Raw genomic sequence first — 24217 nt, forward strand, 5'->3', positions numbered from 1 at the left:
CCCTCTCGGCCGGAGCCGGTCGGGCACTGCGCTCACAAGCCCGCGGCCACGCGGAGATCGTCGGCGCGGTCCGTGCGCTCCCACGTGAACTCCGGGAGCTCGCGGCCGAAGTGCCCGTACGCCGCCGTCCGGGCGTAGATCGGGCGCAGGAGGTCCAACTGGTCGATGATCGCCTGCGGACGCAGGTCGAACACCTCCAGGATCGCCCGGGTGATGTTCTCGTCGGAGACGTGGCCGGTGCCGAAGGTCTCGACGTACATGCCCACCGGCGCGGCCTTGCCGATGGCGTACGCGACCTGCACCTCGAGCCGATCGGCGAGCCCCGCCGCGACCGCGTTCTTGGCGACCCAGCGCATCGCGTACGCCGCGGAGCGATCGACCTTCGACGGGTCCTTGCCGCTGAACGCCCCGCCGCCGTGCCGGGAAGCGCCGCCGTACGTGTCGATGATGATCTTCCGACCCGTCAGTCCGGCGTCGCCCTTGGGACCGCCGATCACGAAGGGGCCGGCGGGGTTGATGATGAAATCGGTGCCCGAGATGTCGAGGCCCGACTCGGCGATCACCGGCTCGATGACCTCCGCCCGGACGGCGGCGCGCAGAGCCGCGAGCGAGATGTCGGGGTGGTGCTGCGTCGACAGCACGACCGTCTCGACCGTGCGGGGCACGACCCCGTCGTAGCCGAGCGTGACCTGCGTCTTCCCGTCCGGGCGCAGGAAGGGAAGGGCGCCGGAGCGGCGCGCCTCGGAGAGTCGCTCGGCGATACGGTGCGCCGTGTGGATCGCCGTCGGCATGAGCTGCGGGGTCTCGTTGGTGGCGAAACCGAACATGATGCCCTGGTCACCGGCGCCGAGCGCGTCGGCCGGGTCGACCGATCCGCCCTCCCGGTGCTCGATCGCGGTGTCGACCCCGGCGGCGATGTCGCCCGACTGTTCGCCGATCGAGACCGTCACGCCGCACGAGTCACCGTCGAATCCGGTGTCGCTGGAGGTGTAGCCGATCCGGTTCACGACGCCGCGCACGACACCGGGGATGTCGACGTATCCGTTCGTGCGCACCTCGCCGGCGACGTGGACGAGGCCCGTCGTGACGAGCGTCTCCACCGCCACGCGGCTGCCCGGGTCCTGGGCGATGAGGGCATCGAGGACGGCATCCGAGATCTGGTCGCAGATCTTGTCCGGATGCCCTTCGGTGACCGACTCGGACGTGAACAGGCGCAGGGCGGACATCGATCCTCCAGATCGCGGAACAGGGCGGGAACAAGTATGCCCCTGATCGCGGACACCGCCGCGATCAGGGGCACCGGGACGTCACACGACGACCGGGAGTGGGATCACTCCGCGTGACGCAGCCGCAGCTTGTCCTCGTGGATCTCGTGCATCGCGATCGTGAGGGGCTTGTCCTCGACCGTGGAGTCGACCAGCGGACCCACGTTGTCGAAGAGGTTCCCCTCGTGCAGGTCGGAGTAGTAGTCGTTGATCTGACGCGCGCGCTTGGCGGCGTAGATCACCAGCTGGTACTTCGAGTCGACCTTGTCCAGAAGGCTGTCGATGGGGGGCTCGATGATGCCCTGATTCGTTCCGGCCATGGGAACCTCCTCGGTTCGGCGGATGGAGAAAATGAGGTCGGCGGCGCGCTCGGCGGAACGCGCATCGGACAAGTCTACCGCGCCGGACCGTCAGGACGCGGACGGACGACTGATGAGCTGGCGCTTGGAGCTCAGGACGCCGGTGTCGAATCCGGCGAGGTGGAGTCCGCCGTGGAAGCGCGCGTGCTCGATCTTGACGCAGCGATCCATGACGACCCGCAGTCCCGCCTCCTCGGCGATCCGTGCCGCGTCCTCGTTCCACGATCCGAGCTGCAGCCACAGTGCCTTCGCGCCCACGTCCACGGCCTCCTGGGCGACGCCGGGGAGGTCCTCGTGTCGGCGGAAGACGTCGACGATGTCCGGAGGGTACGGCAGATCCGCCAGGGAGGGGTACACGGGACGTCCGAGGATCGATGTCGCGCGCGGGTTCACGAAGAACACCTCGTACGGAGCGCCTCCGAGCAGGTAGGAGCCCACGAAGAAGCTCGCGCGGGCCGGGTTGTCCGAGGCGCCGACGATCGCGATCGACCGGGCGGAGCGGAGGATCTCGAACCGCTCCTGCGCGTTCGGACCGATCCAGGTGCGGCCGGCGTCGACGACGGGCGAACCGGGAAGCGCGCACGCCTCTCCGGCGGACGGCTGCGGAAGGGCGCAGGAATCGCTCATCGGGTCACCCCCGTCGCGGCGGTGAGGGCCTGATCGAGGTCCCACAGGATGTCCTCCGGGTCTTCGAGACCGACCGAGATTCGGATGAGATCGGCGGGCACGCCTGCCCGATCGAGCTGATCGGCGGTCAGCTGGCGGTGCGTGGTGGACGCGGGATGGATGACGAGCGTTCGCGCGTCGCCGATGTTCGCGAGGTGCGAGGCGAGCTGCAGGGCATCGATGACCGCCTCCCCCGCCCGGCGTCCGGCATCGGGGTCGTCGCCGTCGGCGCGGACGCCGAAGGCGAAGACCGAGCCCGGCCCGAGCGGCAGGTAGCGCTCGGCGCGGGCGTGGTGGGGGTGGTCCGGAAGACCCGCCCACGTCACGAAGGACACGCGAGGATCGTCGCGCAGCCACTGTGCCACGATGCGTGCGTTGGCCAGGTGCGCGTCGATGCGCTGCGGCAGCGTCTCCACACCCTGCAGCAGCTGGAAGGCCGCCTGGGGGCTGAGCGCCGGGCCGATGTCGCGCAGCTGCTCGCTGCGCAGCCGTGTCAGGAATCCGTACTCGCCGAAGTTGTCCCACCAGCGGATGCCGCCGTACGACGGCACGGGCTCGGTCATCTGCGGGAACTTGCCATTCCCCCAGTCGAAGGTGCCCTTCTCGATCACGACGCCGCCGAGGGTCGTTCCGTGGCCGCCGAGGAACTTCGTCACCGAGTGGATGACGATGTCGGCCCCGTGCTCGAGGGGGCGTGCGAGATAGGGGGTGGCGAGCGTGGAGTCGACGACGAGGGGGATGCCGGCGGCATGGGCGATGTCCGCGAGCGCCGCGATGTCGGCGATCTCGCCGGACGGGTTGCCGATCGTCTCGACGTAGAGCACCTTCGTCTCGGGTCGGATCGCCGCGGCGTAGTCGGCGGGATCGCTCGAGGGGACGAACGTCGTTTCGACCCCGAAGCGGCGCAGCGTCACGTCGAGCTGGGTGACGGTTCCGCCGTACAGCTGCGCGGAGGCCACGACGTGGTCACCTGCGCCGACGAGGGCGGCGAAGGTGATGAACTCGGCGCTCATCCCGGACGCGGTGGCCACCGCGCCGATGCCGCCCTCGAGTGAGGCCAGTCGTTCCTCGAGCGCCGCGACGGTGGGGTTGCCGATGCGCGAGTAGATGTTGCCGTACTTCTGGAGGGCGAACAGGTTTCCCGCGTCAGCGGCGTCGTCGAAGACGAACGACGTCGTCTGGTAGATGGGCACCGCGCGGGCGCCCGTGGCGGCGTCGGGGGTACCGCCGGCGTGCAGGGCGCGGGTGCGGAAGCCGAACCGGTGATCGTCGCTCATGCTGCTCTCTCTGTGGGGACGTGCGGGGAGGAAGTGCCGCTCAGGCGTCGGCGAGGGCGTCGGCGATCTGCGCGACGGCCCAGGGGTTCTGGAGGGAGGTGGTGTCGCCGAGGGGCACCGGGACCCGGCCCGCGCGGCGATCCTGCTCAGCCTCCCACAGCTGTCCGAGGAGTCGTCGCAGGATCTTCCCGGAGCGGGTCTTGGGCAGCTCCGGGACGACGATGAGGTGACGGGGCTTCGCGATGGGCCCGATCTCCCGCGCCACCTGCGACCGCAGCGCCGCCGGTTGCGGGTCGGCCGCTCCGGAGGGCACGACGAAGGCCGCGACGGCGTGGCCCGTCACCGGATCGGCGACCGCGGTGACACCCGCCTCGCCGACGCTCTCGTGCGCGACGAGCGCGGACTCGATCTCGATCGTCGACATGCGGTGCCCCGAGACGTTGAGGACGTCGTCGAGGCGTCCGAGGATCCAGATGTACCCGTCGGCGTCGACGGTCGCGGAGTCACCGGCGACGTAGTAGCCGCCGTGAGGGCCGTGGCCGGCGTACTGCGCCCAGTATGCGTCGCGGTAGCGCGCGGCATCCTTCCACACCGTGCGCGCCATGCCGGGCCATGGGCGCCGCACGACCAGCGTTCCCGCGCGCCCGGGCGCCACCTCGCGGCCGTCCTCGTCCACGACGGCGGCGTCGATCCCGGGGAAGGGCACGGATGCCGAGCCGGGCTTGAGGGTCGTCACGCCCGGGAGAGGGACGATCATGGCCGCGCCCGTCTCGGACTGCCACCAGGTGTCGACGACGGGGAGGGCGTCGCGGCCGAACGCGTGCCGGAACCACACCCACGCCGCGGGGTTGATCGCCTCCCCCACGGTGCCCAGGAGACGGAGCGAGGACAGATCGTGACCGGCCGGCAGCTCCGGGCCGAACCAGGTCATGAAGGTGCGGATGAGGGTCGGCGCGGTGTAGTACACCGTGACGCCGTACCGCTCGATGATCTCGAGGTGCCGGGTGCGGACCGGGGTGTCCGGGGTTCCCTCGTAGATGACCTGGGTGAGCCCGTTGGAGAGCGGGCCGTAGATCTCGTACGTGTGGGCCGTGACCCAGGCGAGGTCCGCGGTGCACCAGTGCACGTCATCCTCGCGGGCGTCGAAGTGCGCCCAGTGCGCGAAGCTCGCGTGGGTCAGGTACCCGCCGGAGGTGTGGACGAGCCCCTTGGGCCGACCCGTCGTGCCGGAGGTGTAGATGATGAAGAGCGGGTGCTCGGCGTCGAACGCGTCGGGTCGGTGCTCCGGCGACGCGGTGTCGACGACGTCGTGCCACCACACGTCGCGCCCGTCCGTCCACGGGACCTCCTGCCCGGTGCGGCGGACGACGAGGACGTGCTCGAGGTGGGCGAGACCGCCCGCCGCCTCGTCGGCGGCGGACTTGACCTCGACCGCGGCACCGCGGCGGTTCTGCCCGTCGGTGGTGACGAGGAGCTTCGCCTCGGTGTCCTCCAGGCGGAACCGCAGCGCCTCGGCGGAGAAGCCGCCGAAGACGAGCGAGTGCACCGCGCCGATGCGCGCGCACGCGAGCGTGACCACCACGGTCTCCACCAGCACCGGGAGGTAGATGACCACACGATCGCCTCGACCGATACCGAGGCCCAGGAGGGCGTTCGCCGCCTGGGCGACGCGACGTTGCAGGTCGGCGTAGGTCACGGTGATCCGGTCACCGGGTTCGCCTTCGAAGTGCAGGGCAACCTTCTCGCCGCGGCCGGCGGCGACGTGCCGATCGACGCAGTTCACCGCGACATTGAGGCGACCGCCGACGAACCAGCGCGCCGCGGGGATCGACAGTTCCCCCTCCGCGTCGCGCACCGGCGGATCCCATTCGTGGACGGTGTCCCAGCGGTGCTCCCACGCGAGCCGCTCCGCCGCCCGCTCCCAGAAGGCGATCGGGTCCGCTGCCGCCGTGTCGTACACGTCGGCGGTCACGTTCGCCCGCGCGGAGACCTCGACCGGAGGCGGGAAGGCGCGGGTCTCCGCCAGGCGCCCCTCGGAACCGGGAGCGCTGCTCCCGTCGTCGACTCCGCTCATGTCAGATCCACCGCCGGAGCAGGTACTTCTGCACGATGCTCAGGATGCCGTTGCTCAGGGTGCCGAGGAGGGCCAGGAGGACGATCGCGAGGAGGATGCGGTCCACCCGACCGCTGTACTGGGAGTCCGTGAGGAGCCAGCCGAGGCCCATGGATGCCGCGATCAGCTCGGCGGCGACGAGGAAGAGCCACGCCTGGGCGAGGGCGAGCCGGAGACCCGCCATGATCGAGGGCACGACGGCCGGGAGCTGCACGGTGCGGAAGAGCGCGAATCCGCGCAGGCTGAACGAGCGGGCCATCTCCACCGAGCGCGCGTCGACCTGGCGGAGCGCCAGACTCACGGTGGTGAAGACCGGGAAGAACGCCCCGATCGCGATCAGCGTCACCTTCGATTCCTCACCGATGCCCATCCACAGCAACAGGAGCGGAACGAGAGCGAGAGAGGGGATCGCCCGGACGGCGGCCAGAGTGGGGCTCAACAGGACATCGCCGGCCCGCGTGAGCCCGACGACAGCGGCGACGGCGAGGCCGATCACCGCGCCGATGGCGAACCCGAGGAACACTCGCTGAACCGAGATGGCGATGTGGATCCACAACGAACCGCTCTCGGCCAGCTGCACCGCGGCGTCGAGGACACTGGCGGGCGGAGGAAGTCGGTAGGCCGGCACCAGACCTGAGACGGTGACGGCCTGCCACACCGCGAGGATCAGGAGCGGGACGAGCGCTCCCCCGACGATGCGGACCGAACGGCGGCTCCAGAACGCGCGCGCCGACGACCCCGGACGCGCGGTCGCGTTCGGGGTCGTGCGGTTCTGCGCGGGTGCGGAGGTCATCGCCCCTCGGTCGCCTGCACGGCGAAGGTGTCGTTGATGATGGTGTCGAGCGCGTCGTTCACGGCGCTCTCGCCTCCCGCCACGGCATCCGACTCCACCAGGACCGGCGCGATCACGCGGAGGACATCGAGCTGGGCCTCACCGGGGACGCCCGAGACATCGAGGTTGGAGCGCTCCTGGATGACGGTGTTCGCGACCTCGATGTCGATCGCGGCGACCTCGGCGAGGAGCGCGGCGGTCTCCTCGGGGTTCTCCAGGGCCCAGGCGCGTGCCTCCTCGTACGCGTCCACGACGACCTGGGCGACATCCGGGTGGTCGGTGAGGAAGCTCTCGGTGGCGTTGAGGAAGCCGTAGGAGTTGAAATCGACGTTGCGGTAGATCAGCTGAGCGCCGGACTCGACCTCCGCGGCCGCCATGATCGGGTCCAGTCCCGCCCACGCATCGACGGAGCCGGCCTCCAGGGCCGCGCGTCCGTCGGCGTGCTGCAGGTTCTGCACCTCGATGTCGTCGATCGACAGACCCTCGGTCTCGAGGGCCTGGAGGAGGAAGAAGTACGGGTCGGTGCCGGCGGTGGCGGCGACGGACTTCCCGGCGAGGTCGGCGACGGAGGCGATGTCGCTCCCCTCCGGGACGACGATGGCCGACCACTCCGGCTGGGAGTAGATGTCGATGACCTGGATGGGCGAGCCGTTCGCCCGCGCGAGGAGCGCCGCGGAGCCCGCGGTCGAACCGACGTCGATGGATCCGGCGCGCAGGAATTCGTTGGCCTTGTTCGAACCTGCGGACTGCACCCATTCGACGGTGACGTCGTCGCCGAGCACGTCCTCGATGAGCCCCTGGTCGCGGACGATCAGGCTCAGCGGGTTGTAGGTGGCGAAGTCGAGGGACAGCGTGTCCGTGGACCACTCCGACGCGGTGCCCGCGGCGTCCCCGTCGGCCTGCGCCGAGGCGTTCTCACCCGAGAGGCACCCGGTCGTGGCCATCATCATCGCACCGGCGAGGACGATCGCGGGTACGGTGCGGCGGATGACGGTGCTCATCGGGTCTCCTCGAGAGTCTGGTGATGGGTGGGGACGCCGAGTCCTTCGAGGAGCTCGGCGCGCAGGTCCGCGAAGACGTGGTCGGCACGATCGCGGGGACGGATGCCGGGGACGTCGACCGTGCGGGCGACGGAACCGGATTCGGGGTCGTCGCCGAGGGTGCGCAGGAGCACCACACGGTCGGCGAGGTAGAGCGCCTCCTCGACATCGTGCGTCACGAGGACGACGGTCGTGGGACGCGAGGCGTGGATGTCCAGCAGCAGGTCCTGCATGCGCAGACGTGTGAGGGCGTCCAGGGCTCCGAACGGCTCGTCGAGGAGGAGCACCTCGGGTCCGCGAGCGAGGGCACGGGCGAGCGACGCGCGCTGCGCCATTCCGCCGGACACCTCCGCGGGCCGGCGGTCGGCGGCCTGGTCCAGTCCCACGAGACGGAGCAGGTCGGCCACGCGATCACGGCCGTCGCGCTTGGCCGTCCCACGCGGGAGGCCCAGTGCGACGTTCTGCGCGATCGTGCGCCACGGAAGCAGGCGAGGCTCCTGGAAGGCCACCGCGGTGCGGTCGTCGGTGTCCCGGACGGCGGACGCGTCCAGCGTGATGGTCCCCCGGGTCGGCTGGTCGAGGCCGCCGAGGAGCTTCAGGAGCGTGGACTTCCCGCATCCGGACGGACCGACGATCGCGAGGATCTCCCCCGCGGCGAGATCGAGCTCCACATCCCTCAGCACGGCGTGCTCCCCCTGCGGGGTCGCGAAGCTGCGCGACAGACCGGTCAGGCGGACGACGCCGCGGGCGGTCTGCGCGGACGCTGCGGGCACGGCGGGCGCGAGGAGGGTGGACACGTCTTCGATCATGCCGACTCCGCGACCGCCCCCGCCTCACGGACGTAACGTGACGAAATGCGGCGTCAGGATCCGAGAGCGGCGATTTCGGCGGCGGCCCGCGCGACGTCGTCGTTCACCACGCGGTAGTCGAACTCCCCCTGCGCCGCGAGCTCCCCGCGGGCGGTGCGGAGGCGCCGCGCCTGTTCTTCCGGGCCCTCGGTGCCCCGACCGATGAGGCGGTTGACGAGTTCGTCCCAGCTCGGCGGGAGGAGGAACACGAGGGTCGCCGACGGCTCGGCTGCCCGGACCTGACGCGCTCCCTGCAGGTCGATCTCCAGGAGGACGGTCCGGCCCTCGGCGAGCACCCGCTCGATCGGACCCCGCGGGGTGCCGTACCGATACGCGTTGTGCACGGTGGCCCACTCGAGAAGGTCGCCCTCGGCGATGAGACGATCGAACTCGGCGTCATCGACGAAGTAGTAGTGCTCGCCGTGGACCTCGCCCGGACGCGGGGCCCGGGTCGTGGCCGAGACCGAGAGGTGGATCTCGGGATGGTGCGCCTTGATGTGCGCCGCCACCGTGCCCTTCCCGACGGCGGTGGGGCCGGCGAGGACGAGCAGACGGCTGCGTCCGGCCCGCGGGCTGGGCTCGGGGAACCGTGCGTCGAGGAACGCGCGCAGCGCCTCGCGCTGCCGCGCACCGAGGCCGCCCAGCCGCTTCACCGGCGAGATGCCGAGGTCGGCGAGGATACGATCGCGTTTGCCGGTGCCGATCGCCGGAACGCTCGTGAGGAATTCGGTGACGCGCATCGCACCCGCCGGGGAGGTGGGAGCGTCCAGCGCGCGGCGCAGCAGCTCCTGCGGGGTGATGACCCGAGTCGCCACGTCGTTCTTCAGCGCGGCGCGTTCGCGACGTGCGGCCACGGCCCGACGGGAGGCCGCGACCCGGTCAACCTCGGGTGGCCGACGCGGATCAGACATCTTCCGCCGCTCCCTTCCTGCGTCGGGTGATGCCGGCGTCACGGTACAGCGCGGACCGCTCGTCGATGCGGGCGGCCAGTTCTCCGGGCCCCGCCGAGAGGACGCTGCGACTCTCCGAGGCGAGGACGTGTGCGGCGACGGCTCCGAAGAGCCGGGGCAGGTCCGCCGGCGAGGCGCCCTGCGCGCCGAAGCCCGGTGCCAGCAGCGGCGCCCCGGCGAGGACGTCGTCGGTCAGCCCGAACTCGTGCCGGTCGACGGTCGCCCCGACGACGAGTCCGATCGGGCCCAGCTCGCCGCCGAATGCCGCGGAGCCGTTCACCCACGCGATGTCGCGGGCGACCCGCCGGGCGACCGACTGGTCTTCCTCCGCTTCGACGTCGACGGTGCGCGCCGTCTGCAGCGCGGCGGCTTCGGGGTTGCTCGTCGCGGCGAGGACGAACACGCCCTTGCCGAGTCGGACCGCCCCGGTCAGCGTCGCGCGCAGCGACTCGGGGCCGAGGTAGGGGCTCACCGTCAGCGCGTCGGCCTCGAGGGGCGAGCCGGGCGTCAGCCAGGCGGCACTGTAGCCGTCCATGGTGGACCCGATGTCACCGCGCTTGGCGTCCGCGATGACGATCAGCCCCGCCGCGCGGGCGGACGCCAGCACGGACTCCAACGCGGCGAACCCCGCCGCGCCGAACCGCTCGAAGAACGCCACCTGCGGCTTCACCACGCCCACCCGCCCGGTGGCCGCCTCGACCACGCGGAGCCCGAAGTCCCGGACGCCCGCCGGGGTGTCGTTCAGACCCCACTCGCTCAGCAGGTGCGGGTGAGGGTCGATGCCCACGCACAGCGGCCCGAACCGGTCCAGCGACTCCCGGATGCGACGTCCGAACGAACTCACGCGCGTCCGGCCCGGTCGACGGCGTACTCCTGGAGGCTGCGGACCGCGAAGCCGCGGCGGAGCACGGGGATCGCGCTGACCGCCGCGCCGAGGACGGCCATCGTGGTGAACAGGGCCTTGTCGCCCGCGACCGCGGCCGCGCGGATCTCGTAGCCGTCGGCGCGCGCCATCCCCCCGGACGGGGTGTTCACGACGATGTCGATCTCGCCCGCGTTGATGAGGTCGACGATGTTGGTCTCCCCCGACTCCTGCGTGGCGGAGTACTTGTTCACCACCGTCACGCGGATGCCGTTGCGGGCGAGGATCTCTGCGGTCCCCTCGGTGGCCACGAGCTCGTAGCCGAGCTCGGCGAGCCGGTGGGCCGGCAGGATCACCGCGCGCTTGTCGCTGTCGGCGACCGAGATGAAGACGCGACCACTGAGCGGTACGCCTCCGTAGGCGGCCTCCTGCGACTTCGCGAACGCGGTCGGGAAGTCGCGATCGATCCCCATGACCTCGCCGGTCGAGCGCATCTCAGGGCCGAGGACCGAATCCACGGTCTGACCGTCCGCGGTGCGGAACCGCTTGAACGGGAGCACCGCCTCCTTCACCGCGACGGGCGCATCGAGGGGGACGCGCGATCCGTCGCGCTCGGGCAGGAGCCCCTCGGCGATCAGCTCGGCGACGGTCGCGCCCGCCATGATGCGGCTCGCGGCCTTGGCGAGCGGGATGCCGAGCGCCTTGGAGACGAAGGGAACGGTCCTGCTCGCACGCGGGTTGGCCTCGATGACGTAGAGGACGCCGGCGCTGACGGCGAACTGGACGTTGAGCAGCCCCCGGACGCCGATACCGCGCGCGATGGCGGCGGTCGCTTCGCGGACGCGGTCGATCTCGGTGCGCCCGAGGCTCACCGGCGGCAGGGTGCAGCTGGAGTCCCCCGAGTGGATGCCGGCCTCCTCGAGGTGCTCCATCACGCCGCCGACGTAGAGGGTTTCGCCGTCGAACAGCGCGTCGACGTCGATCTCGACCGCGTCATCGAGGAACCGATCGACCAGGAGGGGGAGCCCCGGGCCGATGATCGCCTGATCGGCGATGCGCACGAAGTAGTCGCGGAGACTGTCGGTGTCGTAGACGATCTCCATGCCGCGGCCCCCGAGCACGAAGCTCGGCCGCACCAGCACGGGGTAGCCGATGTCCTCGGCGACGGTGACGGCGCCCTCCACGTCGATGGCGGTACCGTGACGCGGAGCCACCAGGCCCGCCTCGTCGAGGATGCCGCTGAAGAGTCCGCGCTCCTCCGCGAGGTCGATCGCCGCGGGCGAGGTCCCGAGGATCGTGTAGCCGGCCTCCTCGATGCCCTTCGCCAGGCCCAGCGGGGTCTGGCCGCCGAGCTGGCAGATGACGCCGAGGATCGTGCCCGACTGCGCCTCGGCGTGGAGGACCTCCAGCACATCCTCGAGAGTGAGCGGCTCGAAGTAGAGGCGGTCGGAGGTGTCGTAGTCGGTGGAGACCGTCTCGGGGTTGCAGTTGACCATGACCGTCTCGAAACCGGCATCCGACAGCGCGAACGAGGCGTGCACGCACGAATAGTCGAATTCGACGCCCTGCCCGATCCGGTTCGGACCCGATCCGATGATGACCACCTTGGTGCGATCGGACGGGGTCACCTCCGTCTCGGCGTCGTAGCTGGAGTAGTGGTACGGCGTGAGGGCGGGGAACTCACCGGCGCAGGTGTCGACGGTCTTGAAGACCGGGCGGACGTCCAGCCCGTGACGGATCGTCCGCACGGAGACCTCGTCGAGCCCGCGGAGCTGACCGATCTGGGCGTCGCTGAACCCGTGCTCCTTCGCGATGCGCAGCACGCGGGCGTCGAGCTCCGCCGCGGTGCGGACGAACTCTGCGACCTCGTTGATGAGGACGATCTGATCGATGAACCACGGATCGATGGCCGTCGCGTCGAAAGCCTGCTCCGGGGTCGCCCCCCGGCGCAGGGCCTGCTGCAGCACGACGATGCGTCCATCGGTCGGAGTCCCCGCGACCTCGAGCAGCTCCTCCACGGAACGGGACTCCTCGCCCCAGTGGAAGCTCGACCCGCGCTTCTCCAGCGACCGCAGCGCCTTCTGGAGGGCCGTGGCGTAGTTGCGGCCGATCGCCATCGCCTCGCCGACCGACTTCATGGTCGTGGTGAGCGTCGTGTCGGCGGCGGGGAACTTCTCGAAGTTGAACCGCGGGACCTTGACCACGACGTAGTCGAGTGTGGGCTCGAAGCTCGCCGGCGTCACCTTGGTGATGTCGTTGGGGATCTCGTCCAGCCGGTAGCCGATGGCGAGCTTCGCGGCGATCTTCGCGATCGGGAAGCCGGTGGCCTTCGACGCCAGGGCGGACGAGCGCGACACGCGGGGATTCATCTCGATGACGATGATGCGGCCGTTGGTGGGGTCCACGGCGAACTGGATGTTGCAGCCGCCGGTGTCCACACCCACGGCACGGATGATGTCGATGCCGATGTCGCGCATCTTCTGGTACTCGCGGTCGGTGAGCGTCAGCGCCGGGGCGACGGTGATCGAGTCGCCCGTGTGGACGCCGACGGGGTCGACGTTCTCGATCGAGCAGACGACCACGACGTTGTCCGCGTTGTCGCGCATGAGCTCGAGCTCGTACTCCTTCCACCCGAGGATGGACTCCTCCAGCAGCACCTCGGTCGTCGGGGAGTCGCGCAGCCCCGCACCGGCGATGCGGCGCAGGTCCTGCTCGTCGTACGCGAAGCCGGAGCCGAGGCCGCCCATCGTGAAGCTGGGGCGCACGACCAGGGGGTATCCGAGCTCCGCGGCGCCGGCGAGCACCTCATCCATCGTGTGGCAGATGCGGCTGTCGGCGACGTCCGCACCCGAGTCGAGCACCAGCTGCTTGAACAGCTGGCGGTCCTCGCCCTTGTTGATCGCCTCGAGGTTGGCGCCGATGAGCTCGACGCCGTACTTCTCCAGGACACCGTGCTTGTCGAGCTGGATCGCGGCGTTCAGCGCCGTCTGTCCACCGAGGGTCGGGAGGATCGCGTCCGGCTTCTCCTTGGCGATGATCGACTCGATGACCTGCCACGTGATCGGCTCGATGTAGGTCGCGTCGGCGAAGTCGGGGTCGGTCATGATCGTCGCCGGGTTGGAGTTGACCAGGATGACGCGCACGCCCTCTTCGCGCAGCACCCTGCAGGCCTGGGTGCCGGAGTAGTCGAATTCGCAGGCCTGGCCGATCACGATCGGGCCGGACCCGATCACCAGGACACTCGTGATGTCGTCGCGCTTGGGCATCAGTTCTCGTCCTTGCTGTGGGCCGCGAGCACCATGTCGCGGAACCGGTCGAAGAGGTAGTTGGAGTCGTGCGGGCCCGCCGCCGCCTCGGGGTGGTACTGCACGCTGAACGCGGGGATGTCCAGCGCGCGGAGCCCCTCGACGACGTCGTCGTTGAGCCCGATGTGGCTCACCTCGACGCGCCCGTATCCGTTCGGGCTGTCCACGACGCCGTCGGTGGGTGCGTCGACGGCGAACCCGTGGTTCTGCGAGGTGATCTCCACGCGCCCCGTCGCCTTGTCCAGCACCGGCTGGTTGATGCCGCGGTGGCCGAACGGCAGCTTGTAGGTGCCGAAGCCGAGGGCGCGCCCGAGGAGCTGGTTGCCGAAGCAGATGCCGAAGAACGGCAGCCCGTCGTCGAGGACGGCGCGCAGCAGTTCGACGTGCTGGTCGGACGCGGCCGGGTCACCCGGGCCGTTCGAGTAGAACGCCGCGACCGGCTCGATGGCGCGGATCTGCTCGATCGTCGCCGACTGAGGGAACACGTGCACATCGAATCCGCGCGCGGCGAGGTTGGTGATCGTGGCCGTCTTGACGCCGAGGTCCAGCACCGCGAGGTTCCCGATGCGCTCACCGGTCGCCCGGGTCACCTCGACCTCGCGGACCGACACCTCCGCGGAGAGGTTGCGTCCGCGCATGTCCGGGGCCTCGCGGACGAGGCGCAGCTGCTCCTCCTCGCTCAGTCCCGCCGCCTCGCCGGAGAACACCCCGGCGCGCATGCTGCCCTCGGAGCGGATGCGGCGGGTCACGGCACGGGTGTCGATGTTGCTGATGCCGACCACACCGTCGCGGGCGAGCGCGTCGGGCAGGCTCTCATCCGCGCGCCAGTTCGACACGACGCGGGAGGGGTCCCGGACGACGTAGCCCGCAACCCAGATCCGGCGCGATTCCGGGTCTTCGTCGTTCATTCCGGTGTTCCCGATGTGCGGGGCGGTCTGCACCACGATCTGACCGGCGTAGGAGGGGTCGGTGATCGTCTCCTGATAGCCGGTCATGCCGGTGGCGAAGACGACTTCGCCGAGCGTGGTGCCCCGCGCTCCGTACGCGTTGCCGGGGTACCGGGTGCCGTCCTCGAGGACGAGGACGGCGGGGTCGAGGTCGAAGGGAGAGGTCATGCGTCGTGTCCCGTCTTGTTCTTCGGAAGGAGGGCGCCCAGTGCATCGGCGAGGGCTCGCGCCGAGGCATCCTGCGGGCGGAAGTAGGAGTCGACCGTCGTGTCGTCGTCGATGAGCCAGGAGACCCGCACGAGCCCGTCCCGCTCGACGACGCGGTCGATGGCGACCGTGGCCTGCGTGACCGCGGTGAGACGGTGTGCGGCGAGGAAGATCGGCGCCTGGCCGGTCAGCTCGATGGCGATGCCGGCGGAGGACACGCCGACGTCGCCTCGGGCGCGGAAGCCCAGTCCCCGCACCGCGAGACGCTCGAGCGGCTCGCCGTGGCGCGTCGTGGCGACATACAGAACCGGGAAGGATGCCGCGAGCGCGGCGCCGGCCGGAGGGACGCCGAAGGGGGCCGACCAGCCGGCATCCCGTCGAGTACGCCGTCGCCAGGCCCACGCGAGGAGCGCGACGACCAGGACTCCGACGCCGACGGTGATCAGCAGGGCCCCCTCGCGGGTCACGAGCGGACTCCCGGACGATCGAGGACCGCGCCGTCGGCGACGGTGACGAGGCCGCCGTACACGGTCCAGCGGATGTCCCCGGGGAGCTCCCGGCCGAGGTAGGGCGAGTTCACGCTCCGGCCCTCGAGATCAGCGGCGGCGAAGGTGCGGGTGGGAGCCGGGTCGTGGAAGACGAGGTGAGCGGGGTGCCCGACCGTGATCGGCGTGCCGTGGCCGGGGAGTCTGCCGATACGGGCGGGCTCCCGCGACATCACCCGGGCGACATCCGCCCACGTGAGCATGCCGGTGTCCACCATCGCGTGCTGGACGACGCGCAGCGCGCTCTCGAGACCGACCATGCCGTTGGCCGCCGCGCCCCACTCGCAGGCCTTGGCCTCGGCGGGGTGCGGGGCGTGATCGGTCGCGACGATGTCGATCGTCCCGTCCGCGAGTCCCTCGCGCACGGCACGGACGTCCTCCTCGCGACGGAGCGGCGGGTTGACCTTGAAACGGGGGTCGTAGTCGCGCACCAGTTCCTCGGTGAGCAGCAGGTGGTGCGGGGTCACCTCGGCGGTCACGTCGACGCCGCGCTTCTTCGCCCACCGGATGATCTCCACCGAGCCTGCGGTGGAGAGGTGGCAGACGTGCAGGTGCGAACCGACGTGCTCGGCGAGGAGCACGTCGCGGGCGATGATCGACTCCTCCGCCACCGCGGGCCACCCGGTGAGTCCGAGCTCCGCCGAGACCGCACCCTCGTTCATCTGGGCACCCTCGGTGAGCCGGGGATCCTGCGCGTGCTGGGCGATGACGCCGTCGAACGCCTTGACGTACTCCAGGGCCCGGCGCATGATCAGCGGATCCCACACGCAGAAGCCGTCGTCGCTGAACACCCGGACGCGCGCGCGGGAGTCGGCCATCGCGCCGAGCTCCGCCATCCGCTCGCCCTTCTGCCCGACCGTGACGGCGCCGATCGGCTGGACCGTGACGAACCCCGCGGCCTCGCCGAGGGCGAGCTCCTGCTCCACGACGCCCGCCGTGTCGGCGACGGGCGAGGTGTTCGGCATCGCGAAGACGGCCGCGTAGCCGCCGGCGGCCGCGGCGCGCGAGCCGGTCAGGATCGTCTCGGATGCTTCGTAGCCCGGCTCACGCAGGTGGGTGTGGAGATCGACCAGGCCCGGCAGGACGATGAGGCCGTCCGCGTCGATCTCGGTGGCGCCGCTGCTGCTCACGTTCGGACCCACCTCGACGATGAGACCGTCCGCGACCAGGATGTCGGCCGTCGCCGCGCCGTCGACGCGCGCGCCGCGGAAGACCAGCCGTTCGGGGGTGGCGGTCGTCGGTGGCTGGGTCATCGGGGGCTCTCCTCGTCTGCGGCGTTCCGGTCGTCGGGTCCCGCGCCCGCCAAGAGCAGGTAGAGCGCGGCCATGCGCACCGAGATGCCGTTCGCGACCTGCTCGAGGACGGTCGAGCGCGCGCTGTCGGCGGCCTCTGCGGAGATCTCCAACCCCCGGTTCATGGGGCCCGGGTGCAGGACCATCGTATCGGCCGGGAGCGCCGACGCTCGCCGGGCGTCCAGGCCCCAGATCCGCGAATACTCCCGTTCAGTGGGGAAATACGCCGCGTTCATGCGCTCGAGCTGGATGCGCAGCATCATCACGGCATCCGGCTCCTGCGCGAGGGCTTCGTCGAGGTCGTACAAGACCTCGACCGGCCAGCGGCTCACATCCTGCGGCACCAGCGTCGGCGGGCTCACCAGGGTGACGTGCGCGCCGAGGGTGGTGAGCAGCCAGACGTTCGACCGCGCGACGCGCGAGTGCAGCACGTCCCCGACGATCGTCACGCGGATGCCGGCGAGATCCCGCCCACGGCTGTCGGCGCCGAAGCGGCGCTTGCGGATGGTGAAGGCGTCCAGAAGCGCCTGGGTGGGGTGCTCGTGGGTGCCGTCGCCGGCGTTGACCACGCCCGCGGAGATCCACCCGCTCGTGGCCAGGGTGCGCGGCGCGCCGGAGGCACCGTGACGGATGACGACGGCATCCGCCCCCATGGCCTGAAGGGTCTGAGCCGTGTCCTGCAGCGACTCCCCCTTCGACACGCTGGAGCCCTTGGCGGAGAAGTTGATGACGTCCGCCGACAGGCGCTTGGCCGCGGCTTCGAACGAGATGCGGGTGCGGGTGGAGTCTTCGAAGAAGAGGTTGACCACCGTCTTGCCCCGCAGGGTCGGGAGCTTCTTGACCTCCCGGCGCTGCGTGTCGGCCATGTCCTCGGCGACGTCGAGGATGCGGAGGGCGTCCGCGCGCGAGAGGGTGCGGGTGTCCAGGAGATGCCTCATGACTCGATCGTCACCTCCTCGACCCCGTCCACCTCACGCAGCCGGACATTGACGCGCTCTTCCCTCGCGCTGGGCAGGTTCTTGCCGACGAAGTCGGGGCGGATCGGCAGCTGCCGGTGGCCGCGGTCGACGAGCGTCGCCAACCGCACCGCTGCGGGGCGTCCGATGTCCTGGAGGGCGTCGAGGGCCGCGCGGATGCTCCGGCCGGAGAACAGTACGTCGTCGACGAGGACGACGGTGCGCCCGTCGATACCCACGGACGGGATGTCGGTCCGCTGCGGGGTGCGGGTCGGGTTCCGATGGAGGTCGTCGCGGTACATGGTGACGTCGAGCGCTCCGACCGGGACCGCGACGCCGCCGAAGTCGCCGACGAGAGCGCCGATCCGCTGAGCGAGCGTCGTTCCCCGCGTCGGGATGCCGAGGAGGATCAGCCCGTCCGGCCCCTTGTTGGACTCGAGGATCTCGTGGGAGATCCGAGTCAGGGCGCGCGAGATGTCGGCCTCGTGGAGCACGGTACGTGTGCTCATCCGCCGCTCCCTTCTCCGCCTCACGGGACGGGGTTAAAGGTTGCTGTGGTGATCGTCGATCAGCCTATCGGACGGCGGCATCCTCGGTGACGCGCGCGGAGCGGATGGGGTGACCGGTCGTCGTCAGGCAGCGCCCCGTCGCCAGGTCCCACTTCCAGTCGTGCAGCGAGCACGTCAGGACGCCGTCCTCGATCTTGCCGGTCTTGGTGAGGTCCGCCCGGAGGTGCGGGCAGCGACGCTGGACCTGCCACCCGTCGATCTCGGCATCCTCCGTCTGATCGGACTGCTCGGCGTACCAGTTCTCGACGTATTCGATGCGATCGCGCGACAGGCACTTGAGGAAGGTGGTCAGGAACTCGTTGAACTTGCCTGAGCGCCCCACCTCGAACTGCATCGAGAGGAAGATCGAATTCGACCAGTCGATCTCGTGGTCCCGGATGTTGGTGGAGACCAGGTCGGCGGGGATCGTGTACCAGTACACGCACTCCTCGCCCGCGTACTCGCGGAGCTTCGCCTTCGGGAAGTCCACCACCATGTCGAGCTCGCCGATGCGGAAGCGCACCATTCCCCCGACGCCGTTGCGGATCGTCCGGGCCCGGCGCAGCAGCGGCTCCCACCACTCCTTCAATGCCGCGAGCATCTCCGCGGGAGGGATGATCTCGGCGCGGGTGGCCTCCTCCGCCGCGATCTCGCCCTGCCGGCTGTCGCGCTGCTCGGCGAGGTAGCCCCATTTGTCCTCGAAGATGCGCGCGATCTCCGCCTCGGAGAACAGCGTCTGCGTGACCTCGACGTCGCTCCCCCGCACCTCGACCTCCGTACCGGGGAGGAACAGGTGGCCCTTCTGCTCCGGGCGGACCTCTGCCATGTGCTGGAGGAACTGGTGCTGGTCGGTGAAGATCGAATCGTCGTCCAGCCCCGTCCCGTTGTACCGGAACAGCGCATCGCGCAGGAACATGGGCGGCCCGGCCATGGGGAACACGTGCGCGGCGTCGACCTTCTCGATGTAGTACATCGCGCGCTTGTTCTGCGCATCGCGCTTCAGCTGGGCGAAGTTCTGCTTGGCGTCCTGCGGGAGGTCGTAGACCATCGGCCACCAGATGGCTCCCGACACCTGGGTGAAGTACGCGTCGGGCTTGCCGAAGTCGAACAGCTTCTCCAGATCCAGCGGATGGGAATCGTTCTGGTTCAGGATCGAGGCCGTGCCGTCGTCGACGGACAGCGACGAGTCGCCGATGGGGCCGTCGCTCGGCGCGCGCAGGGGCGTGACCATCAGCGTGAGGGGCCCGAACTCCAGGGGGACGCCGGCCTCGGTCCGCACGAGGTTGGTGTACCCGAGGGCGACGAGATCCTGCTCCAGGTCGTCTGTCGGGTACTCCGGCAGGAGCACGCGGATGTCCTTGGAGACGTAGCGCTCCAGGAGTGCCGGGTCGAAGTGGTCGCGGTGGCGGTGCGAGATGTAGAGGAAGTCCGCGGCGCCGAAACGATCCCAGTCGAGCCCGCGGTTGTCCGGGAACGGGAACCACGAGCCGAAGAAACTGGGGCCGATCACCGGGTCGCAGAGGATGGAGCCCCCTGCGGTCTCGATGAACATCCCGGCGTGCCCGAGGCCTGTGATCTTCATGTCGCTCCTGTCCGAAAAGAACTCTCCGAGTCTACGCGGGCCGCTCCTGGACGCTCCGTGAGCGGGCCGGGGATAATCACGGTTCCAGGAGCGAGCGGATGTCGGAGGCGTCGAGCGTCTCGGCGAACGCGTCGCCGTCGTCGAGCACACCGTGGATGAGGGCGGCTTTGCGCCGCTGAAGGGCACGGACCTTCTCCTCGATGGTGCCGGCCGCGATCAGCCGGTAGACGAAGACGCTCCGATCCTGGCCGATGCGGTGCGCTCGGTCGACCGCCTGCGATTCGGCGGCCGGATTCCACCACGGGTCGAGGAGGAACACGTATTCGGCCTCGGTCAGGGTCAGACCGAACCCGCCCGCCTTCAGACTGATGAGGAAGACGGGAGCGCGACCGGAACGGAACTCCTCCACGACCTCGTCGCGTCGTCGTGTCGTCCCGTCCAGACGCGTGTGGGCGATACCCGCCTCGGCGAGCCGTGCGCCCGCGAGATCGAGGAAGGACGTGAACTGGCTGAAGACCAGGACCCGGTGGCCCTCCGCGCGCACCTCCGCGATGCGCTCCACCAGGAGATCGAGTTTCGCGGATCCGAGCGCCGCGTCGCGTTCGTCGATGAGCGCCGGAGCAAGGCTCAACATGCGCAGGAGCGTCAGGGAGCGGAAGACGATGAATCGCTGGCGATCGAGATCATCCAGGAGCCCGAGGATCTTCTGACGCTCCCGCTGGAGGACGCGATCGTAGAGGGCGCGATGCGCCGGCGAGAGCTGCACCTCGATCTCCTGCTCCTGCTTCGCCGGCAGCTCCGGGGCGACGCGCTCTTTCGTCCGTCGGAGGATGAAGGGTCGCGTGCGCCGGCGGAGGAGGTCGCGCTGTCCCGCCCGGTGGGTGCGCCCGGCGGCGGCGGCGAGGGGCGTCGGGGCGTCATCGTCGGTGTGTGCGAGCGGGCGCACGTACTCCTCGCGGAAGCGCCGGAGCGACGGGAACAGACCGGGGGCGGCGAGGGAGAGCAGGGCCCAGAGGTCCTCCAGGCTGTTCTCCATCGGCGTGCCCGTGACGGCGAAGACCGAGTCGGTGCGAAGGGCCGCGACCGCCCGGTGGGTCCTCGTCGCCGGGTTCTTCACGAACTGCGCCTCGTCGAGGATCACCCCCGCCCAGCGGAGGGCGGCGAACTCTTCGGCGTCGATGCGGACGACCCCGTACGACACCACGACGATGTCGGCGACCTCGGCGAGGTCGGCGACGGGGTCATCGCGCCGGGCCGCCGTGCCCTCGACCACCGCGACGCGCAGGTCCGGGGCGAAGCGCGCGGCCTCGCGGCGCCAGGTGGTGACCACGGACGTCGGCGCGACGACGAGCCAGGGCAGCCGGCCGCCGCGCTCCCGATCGCGGGCGACGAGACCGAGCAGCTGCAGGGTCTTGCCGAGCCCCATGTCGTCGGCGAGGATGCCGCCCAGTCGATGGTCGTGCAGGAACGCCAGCCACGACACCCCGTCGCGCTGGTAGGGACGGAGCGTCGCACGGATGCCGGAGGGCACCCCCGTCGACGGCGCGCCGTCGCCGTCCTTCAGCGCCGCGACGAGGGCGCGCCATTCGGTGGTGGCCTCCGCCTCGTCCGCGAGATCCTCGAAGTCCGCCCACAGGCTGATCCGGCTCCGCGGGATCCGCGGACCCGTCTCCCACTCGTCCAGCTCGCCCGCTTCGTCGAGGAGGTCCTTGAGCCGGCGCAGCGCCGGATGCCGGAGGGAGAACCAGCCGCCATCGGCGAGCTTCATCCGCGCGCGACCTCGCGAGAGCGCGCGGAACAGCGCGCCGAAGGGAACGGGTCTGCCGTCGATCCAGACCAGGATGCCGAGATCGAACCAGTCCGGATCCGACGACGGCACCGCGGTGACGCGGATGCGGGGATCGCCGCGGAGCGCCTCGGCGGCGGGGGCGACCCCCTCGACCGCGACCGAGATGTCGGGGTGCGCCTCCAGCTCGGGGAGGATCGTGGTCGCGAACGCCGCCGCGTCGACGTCCTCGAGCAGAGCCGAGGGACGGAACACGCCGTCTTCGGCACTCCACAGGGCCTCGAGGAAGGCCATGATCCGCGCCTCCCCCTCGGCATCCCGCACGACGCCCTGTGTCGCGGTGTCCTGGTCGAAGGCGAACGCCGCCGCGGGATAGCGCCACGTCATGTCGTACGCGATACCTCCGTCCTCCCGGTGGACGACGTCGACCCGGAGGGTCGGTCGGTCCTCGGGCGGCGCGGGCACACCGTCCGCGAGCGAGAGCGGCGCCGACCGGGCGAGCAGGGGATACGTCTCGGCGAGGAACGCGTCGGTGTCGTCGGCGGGTACATCGACGGATCCGTGAAGGAGGAGCCGTGGAAGCGGCATCGGCAGGGCCACCGGAGCGAGAAGCAGCCGGACGAGGTCGCCGCGGGCCTCCGCGGCGTACAGACCGGATTCCCCGATCGGTCGGAGAACCGCGGAGTGCGGTCCGAGTCCCGGCAGCACGACGTCGGCGGAGAGCCGGAGGCCTCCCCCGCGACGCGGATCCACCGCGACGCGCGCACTCGCACCCTCGGCCAGACCGACGTCCTGGTGCGCCGTCGCCGAGACGAGGGGAACACCGGCGTCCGTCGCCGCGAGAAGGTGCGGCCAAAGGTGGGTCGAGACGATCTCATCGAGCACCACCACATCGCCCATCGCGGGCAGGGGGGACGCGGGACGCGCGGCCCGCGAGAGCGCATGCAGCTCGGTGAACCACCGCACCTGTGCGGGCCGGAATCGGGCCGGCCGGCGTCGCACCGATTCCCAGGAGACATCGCCGCGGATCCAGTCGCCGCGGGATCCCCGCACGAGCGGGCGGAGGGCCACATGAAGGTCTCCGTCGTCGTCCGCAAGGGTCTCCACGGTGACGGTCGCCACGCCTCGCGGCTCCCACCGGGCCGGATCGTAGGGGTCTCGGCGGCGGAGCTCCACACCGAGCGCGAGCTCGTCTCCGGTCTCGCCGAGCGGCACGATGGAGTCGAGGAGGTCTCGCCAGCGGGAGGTCACGACGCCATCCTCGTCATCGGCGCCGACATCGCCGGGAGGGCGATCAGACCCGCAGCCGCATCACGAGCTCCGGGCGATCCGCCCCAGGATGCCGTGCACAAACGAACCGGAGTCGTCCGTCGAGTACTCCTTGGCGAGCTCCACGGCCTCGTCGATGGCGACCGCGGAGGGCACCGCGTCGTTGAAGAGGATCTCCCACACGCCGATCCGCAGAAGCGCCCGGTCGACCGCCGGCATCCGTGCGAGGGACCAGTCCTTGGCGTACGTGGTGATCTGCTCGTCGATCTCGTCGCGGTTGTCGATGACTCCGTCGACGATCTCGCGCGCATACAGCCAGGATGCCTCGCGGGCGGGCTCGGCCGCGGCGCGCTTGGCTTCGACGGCGAGCATCACGGGGATGTCCTCCCCGCGGACGTCGGCTTGGAAGAGGATGTCGAGGGCGCGCTTGCGCGCCTTGCTCCGAGCGCTCACGCGTCAGTTGACGCGGCCGAGGTAGTCACCGCTGCGGGTGTCGACCTTGACCTTGGTGCCCTGCTCGACGAACAGCGGCACCTGGATCTCGTAGCCCGTCTCGAGCGTCGCAGCCTTGGTGCCCGCCGAGGAGCGGTCGCCCTGGAGGCCCGGCTCGGTGTAGGTGATCTCCAGCACGACGGACGCGGGGAGCTCGATGTAGAGCGGGTTGCCGTTGTTGAGGGCGATCTGGACCTGCTGGTTCTCGAGCAGGAAGTTCGCGGCGTCGCCGACGGTGGCGGCGGCGACCGTCAGCTGGTCGTAGTCCGCGACGTCCATGAAGACGAAGCTCTCGCCGTCGTTGTACAGGTAGGTGAAGTCACGGCGGTCGACGTTCTCGGTCTCGATCTTCGCGCCCGCGTTGTAGGTCTTGTCGACCACCTTGCCGGTGACGACGTTCTTCAGCTTGGTGCGCACGAATGCGCCGCCCTTGCCGGGCTTGACGTGCTGGAACTCCACGACGCTCCAGAGCTGACCGTCGATGTTGAGGACGACGCCGTTCTTGATGTCTGCGGTGGATGCCATGAGGTGGAATGTCCGTTCGTTGGGATTCGGGGCACGCGCCGAGCGCGGCCGACAGTCGATTCTACGGGACGCCTCCCGCCGCCCCGTCCCCCGCGATGAGAGCGATCAGCGCGTCGGTCGCGCGACCGTACCCCGCGACGCCTTCGCCGATGACGTGGACGGCGGCGACATCCCGCACGTAGGAGAACCGTCGGAACGACTCGCGGGCGGAGATGTCGGATATGTGCACCTCGGCGGCGGGAAGGGCCACGCCCGCGAGAGCGTCGCGCAGGGAGACGGAGGTGTGGGTCAGCCCACCGGGATTGATGACGATGCCGGCGCAGTCGGCGCGCGCGGCGTGGATCGCGTCGATCAGGACGCCCTCGTGATTGCTCTGGAGCGCGCGGACATCGAATCCGTGGCGCTGCGCGCACCGACGGACGAGGTCCTCGACATCGGCGAGGGTGTCGCGGCCGTAGATCTCCGGCTGGCGGGTGCCCAGCAGGTTGAGATTGGGCCCGTTGAGAAGAAGAAGTCGTCGCGGCGCGGTCACGCGATCACCCTAGCCGTGC

General features: G+C 70.4%; 21 protein-coding genes. All 21 read right to left on the minus strand.

Annotation, left to right across the window (positions count from 1 at the left end; translation table 11 throughout):
* Window positions 1-32: 32 nt before the first annotated feature.
* The 21 genes from metK to ABXJ56_RS14090 all read right to left on the minus strand — a co-directional run bounded on the left by metK (window position 33) and on the right by ABXJ56_RS14090 (window position 24198).
* Entirely contained in the window at window positions 33-1226 is a 1194-nt protein-coding gene (gene metK, locus ABXJ56_RS13990) for a methionine adenosyltransferase (protein ID WP_354000334.1), read from the minus strand.
* 104 nt (window positions 1227-1330) lie between these two features.
* Complete coding sequence (gene rpoZ, locus ABXJ56_RS13995) at window positions 1331-1585, minus strand: DNA-directed RNA polymerase subunit omega (protein ID WP_354000335.1); 255 nt, start codon at window positions 1583-1585, stop codon at window positions 1331-1333.
* Between the two features lie 90 nt (window positions 1586-1675).
* Complete coding sequence (locus ABXJ56_RS14000) at window positions 1676-2251, minus strand: CoA-binding protein (RefSeq protein ID WP_354000336.1); 576 nt, start codon at window positions 2249-2251, stop codon at window positions 1676-1678.
* Entirely contained in the window at window positions 2248-3567 is a 1320-nt protein-coding gene (locus tag ABXJ56_RS14005) for an O-acetylhomoserine aminocarboxypropyltransferase/cysteine synthase family protein (RefSeq protein WP_354000337.1), read from the minus strand. Before ABXJ56_RS14005 ends, ABXJ56_RS14000 begins: the two co-directional genes overlap by 4 nt.
* Before the next feature lie 40 nt (window positions 3568-3607).
* Window positions 3608-5641 carry an acetate--CoA ligase gene (gene acs / locus ABXJ56_RS14010; RefSeq protein WP_354000338.1) on the minus strand — a complete coding sequence of 678 codons (2034 nt, stop codon included), beginning with the start codon at window positions 5639-5641 and terminating at the stop codon, window positions 3608-3610.
* A gap of 1 nt (window position 5642) precedes the next feature.
* A complete protein-coding gene (locus tag ABXJ56_RS14015) occupies window positions 5643-6473 on the minus strand; it encodes an ABC transporter permease (RefSeq protein WP_354000339.1) in 831 nt (276 codons plus the stop codon).
* Window positions 6470-7513, minus strand: coding sequence for an aliphatic sulfonate ABC transporter substrate-binding protein (locus ABXJ56_RS14020; RefSeq protein ID WP_354000340.1), 1044 nt, complete (start codon window positions 7511-7513; stop codon window positions 6470-6472). Before ABXJ56_RS14020 ends, ABXJ56_RS14015 begins: the two co-directional genes overlap by 4 nt.
* The gene (locus tag ABXJ56_RS14025) at window positions 7510-8349 is read right to left on the minus strand and encodes an ABC transporter ATP-binding protein (protein WP_354000341.1); all 840 of its coding nucleotides are present in this window, start codon (window positions 8347-8349) and stop codon (window positions 7510-7512) included. Before ABXJ56_RS14025 ends, ABXJ56_RS14020 begins: the two co-directional genes overlap by 4 nt.
* A gap of 65 nt (window positions 8350-8414) precedes the next feature.
* Window positions 8415-9311, minus strand: coding sequence for a guanylate kinase (gene gmk / locus ABXJ56_RS14030; RefSeq protein WP_354000342.1), 897 nt, complete (start codon window positions 9309-9311; stop codon window positions 8415-8417).
* The gene (pyrF, locus tag ABXJ56_RS14035) at window positions 9304-10194 is read right to left on the minus strand and encodes an orotidine-5'-phosphate decarboxylase (protein WP_354000343.1); all 891 of its coding nucleotides are present in this window, start codon (window positions 10192-10194) and stop codon (window positions 9304-9306) included. Before pyrF ends, gmk begins: the two co-directional genes overlap by 8 nt.
* Window positions 10191-13478: a carbamoyl-phosphate synthase large subunit gene (gene carB / locus ABXJ56_RS14040; RefSeq protein WP_354000344.1), complete on the minus strand. Its 3288-nt coding sequence runs from the start codon at window positions 13476-13478 to the stop codon at window positions 10191-10193. Before carB ends, pyrF begins: the two co-directional genes overlap by 4 nt.
* Window positions 13478-14632, minus strand: a complete 1155-nt coding sequence (gene carA, locus ABXJ56_RS14045; RefSeq protein WP_354000345.1) for a glutamine-hydrolyzing carbamoyl-phosphate synthase small subunit — start codon at window positions 14630-14632, stop codon at window positions 13478-13480. The genes carB and carA overlap by 1 nt, the downstream gene beginning before the upstream one ends.
* Entirely contained in the window at window positions 14629-15138 is a 510-nt protein-coding gene (locus ABXJ56_RS14050) for a hypothetical protein (protein ID WP_354000346.1), read from the minus strand. The genes carA and ABXJ56_RS14050 overlap by 4 nt, the downstream gene beginning before the upstream one ends.
* Window positions 15135-16469, minus strand: coding sequence for a dihydroorotase (locus ABXJ56_RS14055; protein ID WP_354000347.1), 1335 nt, complete (start codon window positions 16467-16469; stop codon window positions 15135-15137). Before ABXJ56_RS14055 ends, ABXJ56_RS14050 begins: the two co-directional genes overlap by 4 nt.
* Window positions 16466-17446 (minus strand): aspartate carbamoyltransferase catalytic subunit, encoded by a 981-nt coding sequence (locus ABXJ56_RS14060; RefSeq protein WP_354000348.1) that lies wholly within the window; start codon window positions 17444-17446, stop codon window positions 16466-16468. Before ABXJ56_RS14060 ends, ABXJ56_RS14055 begins: the two co-directional genes overlap by 4 nt.
* Window positions 17443-17973: a bifunctional pyr operon transcriptional regulator/uracil phosphoribosyltransferase PyrR gene (gene pyrR, locus ABXJ56_RS14065; RefSeq protein ID WP_354000349.1), complete on the minus strand. Its 531-nt coding sequence runs from the start codon at window positions 17971-17973 to the stop codon at window positions 17443-17445. The genes ABXJ56_RS14060 and pyrR overlap by 4 nt, the downstream gene beginning before the upstream one ends.
* A 64-nt stretch (window positions 17974-18037) precedes the next feature.
* Window positions 18038-19594 (minus strand): MBL fold metallo-hydrolase, encoded by a 1557-nt coding sequence (locus ABXJ56_RS14070; protein ID WP_354000350.1) that lies wholly within the window; start codon window positions 19592-19594, stop codon window positions 18038-18040.
* Window positions 19595-19670: 76 nt separating this feature from the next.
* Window positions 19671-22631: a DEAD/DEAH box helicase gene (locus ABXJ56_RS14075; RefSeq protein ID WP_354000351.1), complete on the minus strand. Its 2961-nt coding sequence runs from the start codon at window positions 22629-22631 to the stop codon at window positions 19671-19673.
* 60 nt (window positions 22632-22691) lie between these two features.
* Window positions 22692-23102: a transcription antitermination factor NusB gene (gene nusB / locus ABXJ56_RS14080; protein WP_354000352.1), complete on the minus strand. Its 411-nt coding sequence runs from the start codon at window positions 23100-23102 to the stop codon at window positions 22692-22694.
* A gap of 3 nt (window positions 23103-23105) precedes the next feature.
* Window positions 23106-23666, minus strand: a complete 561-nt coding sequence (gene efp / locus ABXJ56_RS14085; protein ID WP_354000353.1) for an elongation factor P — start codon at window positions 23664-23666, stop codon at window positions 23106-23108.
* A gap of 61 nt (window positions 23667-23727) precedes the next feature.
* Window positions 23728-24198, minus strand: coding sequence for a type II 3-dehydroquinate dehydratase (locus ABXJ56_RS14090; protein ID WP_354000354.1), 471 nt, complete (start codon window positions 24196-24198; stop codon window positions 23728-23730).
* Window positions 24199-24217: the final 19 nt, after the last annotated feature.

The sequence above is a fragment of the Microbacterium aurantiacum genome, from assembly GCF_040532595.1.
Lineage (GTDB): Bacteria > Actinomycetota > Actinomycetes > Actinomycetales > Microbacteriaceae > Microbacterium > Microbacterium chocolatum_B.